Source organism: Neorhizobium sp. NCHU2750, from assembly GCF_003597675.1.
Lineage (GTDB): Bacteria > Pseudomonadota > Alphaproteobacteria > Rhizobiales > Rhizobiaceae > Neorhizobium.
Genome location: NZ_CP030827.1, coordinates 1,734,559 through 1,748,680, shown reverse-complemented (window position 1 = coordinate 1,748,680; position 14,122 = coordinate 1,734,559). Strand labels below are relative to the sequence as shown.

At 62.0% G+C, this 14,122-nt stretch carries 13 protein-coding genes; 8 read left to right on the top strand and 5 right to left on the bottom strand.

The window, feature by feature from the left end; all coding sequences use genetic code 11:
* Together NCHU2750_RS08625 and NCHU2750_RS08620 are read right to left on the bottom strand one after the other, a co-directional pair.
* Positions 1-621: a pyridoxamine 5'-phosphate oxidase family protein gene (locus NCHU2750_RS08625; protein ID WP_245480366.1), complete on the bottom strand. Its 621-nt coding sequence runs from the start codon at positions 619-621 to the stop codon at positions 1-3.
* Positions 622-781: 160 nt separating this feature from the next.
* A complete protein-coding gene (locus NCHU2750_RS08620) occupies positions 782-1,168 on the bottom strand; it encodes a gamma-butyrobetaine hydroxylase family protein (RefSeq protein WP_205583883.1) in 387 nt (128 codons plus the stop codon).
* 166 nt (positions 1,169-1,334) lie between these two features.
* Here NCHU2750_RS08620 and moaA point away from each other — a divergent pair, with 166 nt between their 5' ends.
* A complete protein-coding gene (gene moaA, locus NCHU2750_RS08615) occupies positions 1,335-2,354 on the top strand; it encodes a GTP 3',8-cyclase MoaA (protein WP_119940063.1) in 1,020 nt (339 codons plus the stop codon).
* Between the two features lie 27 nt (positions 2,355-2,381).
* On the opposite strand, the gene NCHU2750_RS08610 is transcribed toward moaA, so the two are convergent.
* Entirely contained in the window at positions 2,382-3,341 is a 960-nt protein-coding gene (locus tag NCHU2750_RS08610) for an aminoglycoside phosphotransferase family protein (RefSeq protein ID WP_119940062.1), read from the bottom strand.
* 90 nt (positions 3,342-3,431) lie between these two features.
* Complete coding sequence (locus tag NCHU2750_RS08605) at positions 3,432-5,996, bottom strand: methyl-accepting chemotaxis protein (protein WP_119943118.1); 2,565 nt, start codon at positions 5,994-5,996, stop codon at positions 3,432-3,434.
* A gap of 212 nt (positions 5,997-6,208) precedes the next feature.
* On the opposite strand from NCHU2750_RS08605, the gene NCHU2750_RS08600 reads away from it, so the two are divergent.
* The 3 genes from NCHU2750_RS08600 to mobB are packed head-to-tail and all read left to right on the top strand — an operon-like array spanning position 6,209 to position 8,337.
* Entirely contained in the window at positions 6,209-7,117 is a 909-nt protein-coding gene (locus NCHU2750_RS08600) for a DMT family transporter (RefSeq protein ID WP_119940061.1), read from the top strand.
* Between the two features lie 48 nt (positions 7,118-7,165).
* Entirely contained in the window at positions 7,166-7,780 is a 615-nt protein-coding gene (gene mobA / locus NCHU2750_RS08595) for a molybdenum cofactor guanylyltransferase MobA (RefSeq protein WP_119940060.1), read from the top strand.
* The gene (gene mobB, locus NCHU2750_RS08590; RefSeq protein ID WP_119940059.1) at positions 7,777-8,337 is read left to right on the top strand and encodes a molybdopterin-guanine dinucleotide biosynthesis protein B; all 561 of its coding nucleotides are present in this window, start codon (positions 7,777-7,779) and stop codon (positions 8,335-8,337) included. Before mobA ends, mobB begins: the two co-directional genes overlap by 4 nt.
* 76 nt (positions 8,338-8,413) lie before the next feature.
* On the opposite strand, the gene NCHU2750_RS08585 is transcribed toward mobB, so the two are convergent.
* Positions 8,414-10,771, bottom strand: a complete 2,358-nt coding sequence (locus tag NCHU2750_RS08585; RefSeq protein WP_119943116.1) for an OmpA family protein — start codon at positions 10,769-10,771, stop codon at positions 8,414-8,416.
* Between the two features lie 332 nt (positions 10,772-11,103).
* Between NCHU2750_RS08585 and NCHU2750_RS08580 the strand changes: the two genes are divergently transcribed.
* From NCHU2750_RS08580 to NCHU2750_RS08565, 4 genes are all read left to right on the top strand, one after another.
* On the top strand, positions 11,104-11,877 hold the full coding sequence (locus tag NCHU2750_RS08580; protein WP_119940058.1) for an ABC transporter substrate-binding protein: 774 nt from the start codon (positions 11,104-11,106) through the stop codon (positions 11,875-11,877).
* A gap of 115 nt (positions 11,878-11,992) precedes the next feature.
* On the top strand, positions 11,993-12,808 hold the full coding sequence (locus NCHU2750_RS08575; RefSeq protein WP_119940057.1) for an ABC transporter permease: 816 nt from the start codon (positions 11,993-11,995) through the stop codon (positions 12,806-12,808).
* Positions 12,805-13,647 (top strand): ABC transporter permease, encoded by an 843-nt coding sequence (locus tag NCHU2750_RS08570; protein WP_119940056.1) that lies wholly within the window; start codon positions 12,805-12,807, stop codon positions 13,645-13,647. The genes NCHU2750_RS08575 and NCHU2750_RS08570 overlap by 4 nt, the downstream gene beginning before the upstream one ends.
* A gap of 145 nt (positions 13,648-13,792) precedes the next feature.
* Positions 13,793-14,056, top strand: coding sequence for an usg protein (locus NCHU2750_RS08565; RefSeq protein WP_119940055.1), 264 nt, complete (start codon positions 13,793-13,795; stop codon positions 14,054-14,056).
* The last annotated feature ends 66 nt before the right edge of the window (positions 14,057-14,122 follow it).

Genomic DNA, 14,122 nt, shown 5'->3' with positions numbered 1-14,122 from the left:
TCACCACATTGTCTTGGCTGCACGTGCAGGCCATTCGCGATCATAGGTCTCGCGGTCGAAATCCGCCTTGGCCGCCTGCAGCATCTGGCCGGGTGTCGGCAGGCTCTTCGGATCGACAAAACGCTCGGCATTCCACAGATCGGAGCGGATCAGCGCGCGGGCGCACTGGAAATAGACCTCATTGATGGTGACCACCGCCACGGTGCGCGGATGCCGGCCATCCATTTCGAAGCTTTCCAGCAAGGACGGCTCGATGGAGACGACGGCGCGGCCATTGACCCGCATGGTCGTGTTCGATCCGGGAACGAGAAACATCAGTGCCACGCGCGGGTCGCGGACGATATTGATGAGCGAATCAACGCGGTTGTTGCCGCGCCAGTCCGGCAGAAGCAGGGTCTCGTCGTCGCGGACACGGACCACACCGCCGAGATCGCCGCGCGGCGAGCAATCGAGGCCTTCGGGACCGACGGTTGCCAGCGCCACGAAGGGCGAAGCCTCGATCATCTGGCGGTAGCCTGGCGTGAGCGACGCCGTCACCTTGGCCGTGGAAGCCTCGGTCACGCTGTCATAGATCTGCTTCAACTGTTCGACCGAGGTTATCAGTCCATTCGATGCACTCAAGTTGCTGCCTCCTGCGCGGCAGCCGATGCTGCTGCCGTCATTCTCTTCCCCGGCGACCCTTTCGCCGGCCGACCTTTTCCCGTCCGGCGAAGCCGCCGATCCGCCGGTTCACTCGCAATTGATCGAGCCGCCAGCCGTCCTGTCGCCTTCTGATTTCTGCCTACCGCAACCTTGCGACAGTATCGCGACTTAGACCTTTGGCGGCCAACTCCTCTTCGTATTGCCGAAACAGCTCGTCGCCGTCCGTGCCCAGTTCGCGCAGGTAGCGCCAGGTGAAAATGCCGCTGTCATGGCCGTCATCGAAGGCGATTCGGACGGCGTAATTGCCTGCAGCAACGATATTTTTGATCGCCACCAGGCGTTTTCCCGGCACGGTCACCTTCTGGCCGGGGCCATGGCCCTGCACTTCCGCCGAGGGCGACAGGACCCTCATCCTTTCTGCTGGAAGAACAAAGACCCCGCCGTCATCGAAGGTTACGGTCAGGGAGCGCTTGTCTTCGGAGACGCGCAATTCGGTCGGCCAGCTTTCGTCGATACCTTCGGTCATATCTGCTCTTCCAATTTCGTCGTCTCAGGATTATGGATTTCGTCAATTCGCTGCAACCCGCCCACTCCCTCGGCCTGTCGTCTCGTGCTTGACGTTCGTCAGGTCAGTCACCAGATTCGATGGGCAGGAGAATAACGACGTGAATTCCATCGTGATACCGCCCTTGATGAGCAGCCGGACGTCCGCGCTGGCGCCGATGATCGATCCTTTCGGTCGCTCCGTCACCTATCTTCGCGTCTCCGTGACCGACCGCTGCGATTTCCGCTGCACCTATTGCATGGCAGAAAACATGACTTTTCTGCCGAAGAAGGACCTTCTGACGCTGGAGGAACTCGGCCGGCTCTGTTCGGCCTTCATCGCCAAGGGGGTGCGCAAGCTGCGCCTGACGGGCGGCGAACCGCTGGTGCGCAAGAATATCATGTTCCTGGTGGAGGCGCTCGGAAAGCATGTCGCCGCCGGCCGGCTCGACGAACTGACGCTGACGACGAATGGCTCGCAGCTTGCCCGTTATGCGCAGCAACTGCATGACAACGGCGTGCGCCGCATCAACGTCTCGCTCGATACGCTCGATCCGCAAAAATTCAAGACGATCACCCGCTGGGGCGATTTCTCCAAGGTGATGGAAGGCATCGATGCGGCCCAGAAGGCCGGCATCCACATAAAGCTCAACGCGGTTGCGCTGAAGGACTTCAACGAGGCGGAAATCCCCGACATGATCCGCTTCGCCCATGGCCGCGGCATGGACCTGACGCTGATCGAGACCATGCCGATGGGCGAGATCGAAGAGGATCGCACCGACCGCTATCTGCCGCTGTCGGAGCTGCGTGCGACGCTCGGGAAGCAGTTTGCGCTTGCCGACATCCCCTATATGACCGGCGGCCCTGCCCGCTATGTCGAGGTGAAGGAGACCGGCGGGCGCCTTGGCTTCATCACGCCGATGACGCATAATTTCTGCGAGAGCTGCAACCGGGTGCGCCTTACCTGCACCGGCACGCTCTACATGTGCCTCGGCCAGAACGATGCGGCCGATCTGAGGACGGCGCTGCGCGCCTCGCCCGATGACGACCACCTGTCATCCGCGATAGACGAGGCGATCACCCGCAAGCCGAAGGGCCATGATTTTATCATCGACCGCACCCACAAGCGCCCCGCCGTCGCCCGCCACATGAGCGTCACCGGCGGGTGACGTGATGGACTTGTGGCACTGACAAGATCAGTCAACTTCCAACGTCCAGATCAGGTCGGCGAGATCGCGCAAATGGCCGATCTTCTGCTGCCAGCCGTCGATCACCACATTTCTAAGGTCGCTGGCTCGATGCAGGAGCATGAGGGTGAACAGGCGATCCTTCCACTCTTGGTCGATATCCGAGATTGCATAGCCGTAACCCATGAGGAAATGCCGCATGCGCCCCGGCTTTCCGGCGGCCATGAAAGCGCTCGGGCCAAGAAGGTCGTAATCGGCCGGCCCGATAATGACGTCGCCAAAGTCGAATAGGCCGGCGAGCCGCCATTTACCGTTGATCTCGGCGAGCAGAAAGTTTTCCGGGATATATTCTCCTGTCAGGATAACTGCAGGCTGCCCATTTCCGACGATAACGCCAGCATCCACCAGCATCGTGTCCAGATCGTCCAGGAACCGCGCCTCAAGCCCGCGTGCAGCGTGCCAGGCATGACATTCGGCTATCCGTCTTGTGATCAGGTCCGACCATCGCGGAGGGACATCAGCGATCGGACCAGGTGCAACGGACTGAACCTCGGCAATCGTGTTACCGACCTCGGCGAGCACAGCCTCCTTACCGGCCTCGGCCAAGCCCGGCCAGACGGATGACCCAACCACACCGTTCAGACGGGTCATCAGTAGGTAGGCCCATCCATCTATCTCGCCCTTGCCGACGATCTGCGGAATAGTGATGCGCAGCTTGCCAGCAAGCTGGTCAAGGGCGCGATGCTCTACCTCGAACTGTCGTCTATAGAGTGGCGGATAGAGCTTCAGTACGATGCGGTCATCAATACCGACGACCAGATTGGTGCCAGTGGAGAAAGGGCCGACATCAACCGTCGAAAGCTTGTGGCGGGAAGCAATCGCCCTGACTGCACCGTGCCAATTCGACGGGTGGCGTCGCCATTTGCCAAAATCTGTGTCATCGTCAATCATCGGAAAGAGCTGCGACATGAAGGCTCCCGTGGCCACAAGCGAAAGGCCGCAGAGCGCGTTCTGCGGCCTTTCGATACGTTTCAGATGTGCCTTGCCCAGGTCAACCGATCACGCGGCGTTGTTGCGGCGGATCGGTTGGCGTTCGGCTGTGCTGTCTTCCCGGTAGGCGCCGGTCCGGAAGCGGCCGATCTTCTGCGTCAGGTCCTCGACGCGGTGGCGAAGGCCGCGGATTTCGGCGTTGTTCTCCTCGACCATGGCGGCGTTCTGCTGGGTGATCAGCTCGACGTCGTGGACGGCCTGGGTAACTTCGGTGATGCCCGTCGACTGCTCGGCGGCGGCCGACGAGATCTGTGCCACGAGTTTACGCACATCGCTGACATGGGCGATGATCCTGGTCAGCGCCTCGCCTGTCTCCTCAACCAGATTGACGCCGCTCTCGACCTGGGTGGCGCTTGCCGAAATCAACTGCTTGATCTCGCGGGCGGCGCCTGCGCAGCGCTGTGCCAGTTCCCGGACTTCCTGGGCAACGACTGCGAAGCCCCTGCCCGCCTCGCCCGCACGGGCAGCCTCAACGCCGGCGTTCAGTGCAAGCAGGTTGGTCTGGAAGGCGATCTCGTCGATGACGCCGATGATCGTCGCGATCTTGTTGGAGGAACGGCTGATCTCGGCCATGGCATCGACGGCGCGGGCGACGACGGTGCCGGAGCGGACGGCAAATTCCTCCGTCTCGTTGACCGAGCGCGAGGTCTCCTTCGCATTGGCGGCGGTGCCGCGCACGACGTCGCTCAGATGGCGCAACGCCCGCGAGCTCTGCTCCAGTGCAGCAGCCTGCTGCTCAGTGCGGCGGGCGAGATCATCGGCGGAGGCCGAGAGATTGGCGGTGCCGCCATTGATCTCGTGGGCGGCGTAGCGCACTTCCGACAGCGTCGCCCGCAGGGCCTCCACAGCCTGATTGTAGGTGCGGGCCATGACCACGAAGTCTTCCGGAAGATCCTCGTCCATTCCGGTGGCGAGATCACCCTCGGCGAGGCTTCCGAGAACGCCCGAAAGAGCGGTCAATGCATGTTCCTGCTCGGCGGCGACGCGTGCCCGTTCCGCCGACCGGCGTTCGGTTTCGGCGGCGGACAATTCGCGAGCGGTGGCGGCCTCCTGTTCCAGGCGGATATTCTCCTTGGCCGCATCGCGGAAGACGGTGACGGACCGAACCATGTCGCCGATCTCGTCGCCGCGCTCGCGGCCCTCGATCGCCACTTCAAGATCGCCATCGGCAAGCCGTTTCATCACTTCCGTTACCCGGCGCAGTGGGCCGCGCAGGGTTTCGACCAGCATCAGGCCACCGGCGATCGCCAGCACGGTGCCGATCACCATGGCGGCGACCGAGAGCGTTGCCGACCGCTCGCTGTCCTCCTTGCCGACTTCCTGCGCCTGGGCGACGAAGTTCTTGAGGCCGGCCATGCCGGCCGTCAGCGTCTGTGAGGCGGCAAGCTTCTTGGTCTGCCAGTCGTGGGCTATGTCGATCAGCTTTGCCGATGCCTCATCGATCGACGCAAGGTGGATTGCGACCTTGCCGGCAAATTCGGCCATGGTGACATTGGTCTTAGCGAGGTCGGAGACACTGGCACTGATCTTGCGCAGGGCGGCGGTGCCGGCAACCAGTTGGGTGCGAGCCTCTTCGCTTGCCGTGCCGCGAAGCTTTTCGACGAGAAGCTTCAATTCGCCGATGCGGCGAAGCGAATCCTCCGTCTGGGCGAGCAAGTCGCGCTGGGCAGCGACATCGCCTTCCAGACCAACGAAACGTTCCGCGGCCGTGACCGCCTTCTTCGTGGTCAGGCTGTCGAGATCACCCTGGATGCGCATGAAGGCGCTGGCGCCGAGGCGCATCGCCTGCGCCTTGTCGGCAGGTGATGCGTCGCTGGCGAGCGCCTTTTCCATATCGGCCGCCGCCTGGCGGGTCGGATCGAAGACCTTGTCGACCTTGTCCGGGACAAGGCCCTTGATATTGGCGAATTCCTGGTTGAGCGCGCCGAGATAAAGCGTTGCCGTGTTGACGGCGCCATCGTCGCTGTCGGCACGCCGCATGGCGTCCCGCAGGTTGGCGATGCGCCCGGCAATGGCGTTATAGGCATAGGCTTCGAGCAGCATGCCCTTGGCAAATTTCTCCTTGCCCTCGGTCTGCTTGCGCAGCGTACCGACCTGTTTTTCCACGCCGTCGCCAAGAGTGGAAATACCGACCATGGCCGACACGATCTGCGCATCGGCCTGCTCGCGGGCGGTCTTGGTCGCCCAGAGCGTATCGACATGGGTCCGCATGGCCCCCGCCAGTCCGGCAACCGGTGCGACGCGGCTGCGATCATCATCGGAGACGAGCAGGCCTTCAAGCGTCGCCACGCCCTTTTCCTGACGGTCGATATCGGCCTTCAGGGTTGCGACCGTGTGGTCGCTGGGCGTTTCTGCAAATTGCTGCAGGCTTGCCTGAAGTCGTTCGAAATCACTGATATTTTCAATCGTGGCACGGGTGACGGTCATGTGGCCGTTCAGCGTGCTTGCCGTGTAATACCCGGCGAGGCCGACGCCTGCGATGAGCAGGATCAGCGGAATGACAAAAAGTAGAACCTTGGTAACGATTTTGCGGCCCTGGAGAAGGCGATCTACAAACAAATTAATCCCCGTCATTGGCTGCACTGCCCGGCACGACAGCATGCGTGCGCAGCGAAGCGATTCCAGCGTCATGCGGGAATAGTTGCACAACCTTCACCACATTGAGTTGAACAACCGTTAATGGCGAAATGCAAGACATTCCCGCCTGTCGGGCGACAGTGCAAAATCGCTGGCGGCAACCATGCCTATCCCTTAAACACGACCGCGCATCGGCTGGGGGAATCATCATGGCATTGTCGGAGAACACGCGCGGCGCGCTTTTCATGGCGACCGCGATGGCGGTGTTTTCCTGCAACGATGCCTTGGTCAAGACGCTGACCCATGATCTCAGCATTCCGCAGATCATGGCTGTGCGCGGGGTCATGACGTTTGCGCTCGTGCTTGCCGTGACGCTGTCGCTGCGAACAGGATTTTCCCTGCGCAGCGTCAGCCATCCGCTGGTGCTCCTGCGTACATGTTTCGATCTCGGCGCGACACTGACCTATTTCAATGCGCTGGCGCGCATCGATTTCGCCGCGGCCTATTCGATCACCCAATCTCTGCCGCTGGCGGTGACGCTGGGTGCCGCGCTGCTCTTCCATGAGCCGGTCGGCTGGCGGCGCTGGAGTGCCATCATCGTCGGCTTTCTCGGCGTGCTTCTGATCATCCAGCCGGGACCGGACGGGTTTTCCAGCTACTCACTGCTTGCGCTCGTCTCAGTGGTCTTCACCGCTGCACGCGACCTCACGACGCGGCGAATTTCCGCAGACATCCCGACACTCCATGTAACGCTGTTCACGTCCTTCGTCACGATGACGGTGGGATTTGCGCTCCTGGTGCCGGCGGGTGGCTGGCAACCGATTTCAGGGGACAACTGGATGAAGCTGTCGCTGACGGCGGTGGCCCTGTTCTGCGCCTATCAGACCGTCATCCTCGCGATGCGATCCGGCGACATATCCTTCGTTGCGCCGTTCCGCTATACCAGCCTCATCTGGGCCCTGCTGATCGGTGTCCTGGCATTCGGTGAAAGACCGGGGACCTCCATGCTGATCGGCGCCGCCATCGTCATCTCATCCGGCCTCTACACGTTCTATCGCGAAAGCCGGCGCGCCAGCGACACCGCCAAGACCTCCGCCGTTACTCCCTCCGGGGTATGACGGGGGGCCTCAGTATCCTTGGCGGGCGCGCTCAACAGGGAAGAATATATGGGACAGACCAAGGTGCCGCCCGGCCTCATTCTCGCCGGAGGCAGATCGAGCCGCATGGGGGCCAACAAGGCGCTGCTGCCGCTCAACGGCAAGGCCGTGTTGAGACATGTGGTCGACAGGCTCACACCCCAGGTCACCTCGGTTTCCGTCAATTCTTCCGCGGCCTTTCCCGGATTCGAGTCATTGCCCGTCATTGAAGACAGCGTAGCCGGGCAGCTCGGGCCGCTTGCCGGAATACTGACAGGCATGCGTCATTACGCGGAAGCCTCGCATTACCTCACCGTGCCCTGCGACAGCCCGTTCTTTCCGAAGGATCTCGCTGAAAGGCTGATCGCCGCCTGCGATAGCAAGGAAGCGATCGTCATCGCGTCTTCGCTTGGGCGCCGTCACCCGGTCTTCGGCCTCTGGCCGACAGCCCTTGCCGATGATCTGGAGCACTCGCTCGTCGTTGAAGACAACCGCCGTATCAACGCATTCCTCGATCGTCACCATACGGTGGCTGTCGATTTTTCGCCGCTGCAGACAGGCGCCGGCGAACTCGATCCCTTCCTCAACATCAATACGCCCGAAGAGCTTACCGATGCGCAGGCCTTTGCGGAGGCTCTCGCATGACATCACAGCTGACACCACCGGCGGCATCAAAGACATTGCAGGGATTGCACACGCCGGCCTTCGGCATTTCCGGCTGGAAGAATTCCGGCAAGACCGGACTGACCGTCCGGCTGGTGACGGAACTCACAGCACGCGGCTACCGGATCTCGACGATCAAGCATGCGCATCATGATTTCGACATCGACAAGCCGGGCGCCGATTCCTTTCGCCACCGGGAGGCGGGCGCCGAGGAGGTGACGATCGTCTCGGGCACACGATTTGCCATCATGCACGAATTGCGGGGCGCTGCCGAACCGACGCTCGAAGAAATCCTGCAGCGGATATCGCCCTGCGACCTGGTTCTGGTCGAGGGCTACAAGCAGGAGGCGATCCCGAAGATCGAACTGAGGCGGCTGGCATCGAGAAGCCGCGAGCCACTGGCACCGAGCGACCCGCATATCGTTGCCATCGCAGCCGACCACCCGGTCGAAGACGCGCGCCTGCCAGTTTTCGACCTCGACGATACGGCGGCGATCGCCGATTTCGTGATCGAGACCATCGGCGTTCCCAGACGCTAATCCCTGCAATCCGGATAAAGGAAAGCCGCCGATCCTGCGACCGGCGGCTTTCCGTTTTTAACCTGATAGCGGCCCCTTACTGGTTCGAGGCGACCGGCTTTACCAGCGGGGTGATACGGCGGATGGTGACGCGGCGGTTTTCCTGGTTCGGGCCAGCGGTCTGGACCTTCAGGAACTGTTCGCCGTAACCCTGCGTCGCCATGTTTTCCGGCGGGATTCCATAGACATCGGTCAGGACGCGAGCGACCGATTCCGCACGCTGGTCGGAGAGGACGAGATTGTCCTGATCGGAGCCGACGGCATCGGTGTGACCTTCGATGAGGAAGGTTTCAGACGGGTCCTTGCCCAGCACCTGCTTGATGCCTTCGGCGACATTGCGCAGCGTGCCGGCCTGGTTCATCGAAATATCGGCGCTGCCTGTGTCGAAGGTGATCGTATCGAGGTCGATACGGCGCACCTTGTCTCGCAGGCGGGCCGAATAGCGGACCTCATCCAGCGAATAGACGCGCTCGACACGTTCGACCGGAGGCTGCTCGAGGAAGCGGTAGTAGTCGCGATTCGGCTCTGCCGAGGTGTCGGCGATATAATCGTCGAGCGGCACCTGCAGGCGCATCGGCGGCAGGTCATCGCCCGGATCGCGCCAGACATAGTCCGGACCGCGGGTCTCGTTGACCAGCTGCGGTGCATAATAGAGCACATATTCGCGGCCATCGGGGGCTACGCGGGAACGCTGCACGATTTCGCCATAGCGGTTGCGGATGGTGACGATACGCGTGCCGTCGTCGCGCATGATGACTTCGCGGACACGGCCCTGGCTGAGCTGGTCATATTCCGGCGGGCGGCGATCGTCGTAGAAGCGACGGCTGTCGTCGTGGCGGATAACCTCCTGATCGTCGATGCGCATGAAGACGCGCCCGTCATCGCGGTCGGCATAGCCTGGCTGCGGCGGCGGGTTGCCCTGCTGGCCCTGCCCGACCGCATAGCCGACCGCAGCACCAAGAGCGGCTGCGCCGAGAACTTCCCAGCCCTTCGGCCGCTCGAATTTCGGACGCTTGTCGAGGCGCTGGCCACGCTCCTTGTCGGCATCGCGCACCGCCTGCTGTTCCTGCTGGCGGGACATGCCCGGACCCTGCGCATCGGCATCGGAACGCGGCGGAGGACCTGCCGGCTGGTCTGCGACCGGATTGCGCGACGGACGGCCTTGCTGTCCTGCCTGCTGATCGGACTGGCCCGGCTGGTTACGGCCATCAGCCGATGGACGCCGGTTGGGTTGCTTGGCACTGTCGAGCACGGCCGCGCCGTTTTCAACCGGGAGAACAGCCGTTTCACCGGGCTTTGCGGCCTTCGGATCCTTGGCTATCTCCTTGGCACGTTCCACCTGCTCGGGGGTCTTGGCGGTCTGAGGCGGCTGGCCTGGACGGCCGTTGTTCAGCTGCTGGTCGGAACCCTGGCCGGCCTGCTGGCTGGCTGGCGCCTTACCAGGCTGGGTCTGGCCGGGCTGGGCCTGGTCCGGCTGCATCTGGCCTTGCTGAGCATCCGGCTTTCTCGGAGGCTTCGCATCAGGGGCACCGTCAGCATTCTGCTGGCGTGGCTTCTGCTGCGGCTCGCCGGTCTGATCGCCCGGATGCGGCTTGCGCTGCGGCTGCTGTGCCTGATCCGCCTGTCTGGCCGGACTTACGGGCTGATTGCCTGTGCCTTGATCGGCCTGCTGGCGGGGCGGCTTCGGAGCCTGCTGCGGCTGCTCCGCCTGCTGGGCATCCTGCTTCTTAGCGGGCTTGGCGTCGGGTGCCTGCTCGGCATTCTGCTGGCGCGGCTTCTGTAGCGGCTCTTCGGCCTGGTCTGCCTGACGTGCAGGCTTGGCCGGCTGGGCCGTGCCACTCTGGTCAGCCTGCTGCCGGGCGGGCTTAGGAGCCTGCTGAGGCTGTTCAGCCTGCTGAGCATCCTGCTTCTTGGCAGGCTTGGCATCGGGTGCCTGCTCGGCATTCTGCTGGCGCGACTTCGGTTGCGCCTCGCCGGCCTGATCCGCCGGCTTTGGCTTGCGCTGCGGCTCACCGGCCTGCTGTGCATCCTGCTTCGGTGCCTCGCGCTGCTGCGGGGCCTGATCTGCCTGTTGCTGACGGCGCTTCGGCTGCTCGTCGCCACCCTGGCCGCCCGTCTGATCACCGCCCTTGCCGCGGCCTTCGGCCTGCGGGCGCTCGCCTCCCTGCTGCTTGTCGTCTCGCTGCTTTTCATCGCGCTTCTGGCGTTCCTTGCCCTTGCCCGGCTGCTCATCCTGCGGGATGACCTGCTGCTGGACGCGGATGAGGCCCGGTTGCGCCATACCGGCGGGTGCGACATCAAGCCCCAAAGGCATCGCCATGACCGGCTGGATCAACAGCGGCAGGGACAGGACCGGGGCTGCCACGCTGGCAAACAATCTGGATTTTATCGACATGGCATATTCCTCTTTCTGTGTTTCGTCCCGATCGTCCATTTTTGCCTCGGCGGGCGGACTTTAGCGGCGTCTCAACTGCATTTGCGTCAAATTTGTTCCCTTCGAGGCAAAGCAGCTCAGTTGCGCATGATCGGGGCTTAAGTCTGAACGGCGTTTGAACGAGCCGTTCACCACAGCCGAAACAAGCTGTTGTGAAGCCCGAGGTTGCCTCACAAAATGCCATTGCAATTTTTCCGGCGGCGGTATCTATAAAAAGCACGGCGCTGATGCGCCCTGCCCCAACGGTGAAAAACCTAACAAACGCCGCCGGGTTGCCAACAGAGAGGACCATTATGAAGATTTCATTCCGTGCGCTTGCTGCCGCGTCGATCGCCGCGATTTCGATGTTCGCCGGCTCCGCAATGGCTGCCGACAAGCTCGTCATCGGCACCGATTCCACCTACCCGCCCTTCGAATATGTCGATGCCAGCGGTCAGTTCCTCGGTTTCGACATGGATATCGGCCGCGCGCTCTGCGCCCAGATGAAGGTCGAATGCACCTTCGTCAGCAATGACTGGGACGGCATCATCCCGGCCCTTCAGGCCAAGAAGTTCGACATGATCCTGTCGTCCATGTCGATCACGCCGGAGCGTTCCAAGCTCGTCGATTTCACCAACAAATATTACAACACCCCGCCGGCAATCGCCGTGCCGAAGGATTCGCCGGCCAAGACGATCGAAGACCTGAAGGGCAAGACGATCGGCGCACAGAGCTCCACTACGCACGCCAATTATGCCGAGAAGCATCTTTCCGGTACCGAGCTGAAGCTCTACCCGACTGCCGATGAATACAAGCTCGACATCTCCAACGGCCGTATCGACGCTGTCATCGACGACATCGTCGTTCTGTCGCAGTGGGTCAAGTCGGACGCCGGCGCATGCTGCAAGATCCTGACGCCGCTGAAGAGCGACCCGGAAATCAACGGCATCGGTGCAGGCATTGCAGTACGCAAGGGCGATACCGCGCTGAAGGACAAGCTCAACGCCGCGATCGCCGCCATCCGCGCCGACGGCACCTACAAGAAGATCCAGGACAAGTATTTCGACTTCGACGTTTACGGCGAGTAAGAAATCCACTGCCGGTCATAGCCAAAAATGGCGGGAGGCTTGCCCTTCCGCCATTTTTGTTTGACAACACCCAGATAAAGGCGGCCAAGACCGCCATCGAACAAGGGGAATATGGATGGGCGGATTGTTTTCCGCACTTGGCGATATTGTGGCCAATGTTCTGACCTGGATATCGACCGTCTTCGACCCGTTCTGCGGTCCGGTCGGTGTGTTTTCCCTCATGGGGAACGGGACGATCCTTGCCTGTGGCGACAGCGGCTGGGGAGACGAGATCGCGGCAGGTGTCAGAATCACCGTCACGGTTGCCCTCTGCACGCTCCCGGTCGGCCTGATCATCGGTTTCATCGTGGCGCTCGGGCAGCAATCGCAGGATCGCCTCCTGAGGCTTGCCGCCGGGATCTACACGACGATCTTCCGCGGCATGCCGGAACTGCTCACGCTGTTCATCATCTATTACGGTGCGCAGATCCTCATCCAGTCGGTTCTTGCCTCGTTCGGCTATGACGAGCGGATCGAGATCAATGCCTTCGTTGCCGGCATGATCGCGCTGTCGGTGGTGTTTTCCGCCTATTGCTCGGAAGTGCTGCTGTCGGCCTTCCGTGCCATCCCGAGCGGGCAATACGAGGCCGGCGATGCGCTCGGCTTGCGCCGCTGGCGCACCATGCTCTTGATCATCCTGCCGCAGCTCGTCCGGATCGCGCTTCCGGGCCTCAGCAATCTCTGGATGATCCTGTTGAAAGACACGTCCTATGTTTCAATCATCGGGCTCGCCGATATCCTGCGCCAGACCAATGTGGCGGTGCGCGTGACCAAGGACGCCTTCTTCTTCTACGGCCTTGCCTGCCTGCTCTATCTGCTGCTGGCGATCATTTCCTCCTTCGGCCTCGGCTTCATCGAACGCTGGGCAAAACGCTCGGAGGTGCATCGATGAGCATTTCGGGGAGCCATGTCAGCGAACTGATCCAGCCGCGTCCCGCGCCGAAGATCGTCGAGCGGCCTCTCACGGGCGCGCGCATGCTGGGTGTTGGGCTGCTGGCCGTCTGGCTGCTCTTGGCGGTCGCGCTCATCGCCATGGTGGTGACCGGCTGGGATCCGGACAAGCTGGAACGTTACGGGCCGCGCTACATGCACGGCCTTTGGACGACCGTGTCACTGGTCGGCCTCTCCGTCATTCTGGGGGCGGTGATCGGCCTGCCGCTCGCCTTTGCCCGCATGTCGAAGAACCGCATCATCGGCGCCTTCGCCTATGCCTATGTCTACTTCTTCCGCGGCACGCCGCTGCTGGCCCAATTGTTCGTCGTCTATTACGGCTTCGGCAGTTTCCGGCCGCAGTTCGAAGCCATCGGCCTCTGGTGGTTCTTCCGCGATGCCTGGTATTGCGGCCTGTTCTCGCTGACGATCAACACCGCCGCCTATCAGGCGGAAATCCTGCGCGGGGCGATCGAAAGCGTGCCGAACGGACAGCGCGAGGGTGCCGCCGCGCTCGGCCTGTCGAAGCGGATCGCGTTTCGCAAGGTCATCCTGCCGCAGGCGCTGATCGTGGCGCTTCGCCCCTATGGCAACGAGATCATTCTGCTGATCAAGGGTTCGGCGGTTGTGTCGATCGTCACCGTCTACGACCTGATGGGCGAGACGCGCTATGCCTTCTCGCGCACGTTCGACTACCAGACCTATCTGTGGGCGGCGATCTTCTACCTTGCCATGGTGGAAGCGCTGCGGCACCTCTGGGCCTGGATCGAACGCCGGTTGACCCGCCACCTGAAGCGTTAGCAGCACTCGATTTCGAGCACTGCTAACCTATTGCAATAAAACACTAAACATTCATAAAACCGACATATGTCAAGCTTCCGTTAAGCATGCCATGTTCCCCTTGATGGTGACGCATCCGCTGCGTCGCCAAACAAGGGAACAGCAAATGTCGGAACTCGAAATGATGCTGAGAGGCTATGGCCTCACCACCGCCCAGATCTTCTATCGCCTGCCCGACCACCCGAAACTGTTGCAGAGCTACGTCTGGCAGAATTACGACCTCGCGCCGGACTTTCCGGAGATGAAAGGCTTTCTGAAATTCTGGGAGGAGACGCTGGACGGGCCGCTGCATTCGGTGCGCTACGTGCATCGCAAGCTGATCGCGGCCAATGAATGGCGGGCGGTGAACGGCGAGATCATCCTGCATTGAGCCCCCGCTGACTTCTGCGATGTCAATCCTCGCGATTGCCAAACGCCCCGGCGACGCTTAAAGCGC

Coding starts and splice junctions, on each gene's coding strand:
- mobB (WP_119940059.1), top strand. CDS start 7,777: ATGACATCACAGCTGACACCACCGGCGGCATCAAAGACATTGCAGGGA.
- NCHU2750_RS08580 (WP_119940058.1), top strand. CDS start 11,104: ATGAAGATTTCATTCCGTGCGCTTGCTGCCGCGTCGATCGCCGCGATT.
- mobA (WP_119940060.1), top strand. CDS start 7,166: ATGGGACAGACCAAGGTGCCGCCCGGCCTCATTCTCGCCGGAGGCAGA.
- NCHU2750_RS08600 (WP_119940061.1), top strand. CDS start 6,209: ATGGCATTGTCGGAGAACACGCGCGGCGCGCTTTTCATGGCGACCGCG.
- NCHU2750_RS08585 (WP_119943116.1), bottom strand. CDS start 10,771: ATGTCGATAAAATCCAGATTGTTTGCCAGCGTGGCAGCCCCGGTCCTG.
- NCHU2750_RS08620 (WP_205583883.1), bottom strand. CDS start 1,168: ATGACCGAAGGTATCGACGAAAGCTGGCCGACCGAATTGCGCGTCTCC.
- NCHU2750_RS08565 (WP_119940055.1), top strand. CDS start 13,793: ATGTCGGAACTCGAAATGATGCTGAGAGGCTATGGCCTCACCACCGCC.
- NCHU2750_RS08570 (WP_119940056.1), top strand. CDS start 12,805: ATGAGCATTTCGGGGAGCCATGTCAGCGAACTGATCCAGCCGCGTCCC.
- NCHU2750_RS08610 (WP_119940062.1), bottom strand. CDS start 3,341: ATGTCGCAGCTCTTTCCGATGATTGACGATGACACAGATTTTGGCAAA.
- NCHU2750_RS08575 (WP_119940057.1), top strand. CDS start 11,993: ATGGGCGGATTGTTTTCCGCACTTGGCGATATTGTGGCCAATGTTCTG.
- moaA (WP_119940063.1), top strand. CDS start 1,335: ATGAGCAGCCGGACGTCCGCGCTGGCGCCGATGATCGATCCTTTCGGT.
- NCHU2750_RS08605 (WP_119943118.1), bottom strand. CDS start 5,996: ATGACGGGGATTAATTTGTTTGTAGATCGCCTTCTCCAGGGCCGCAAA.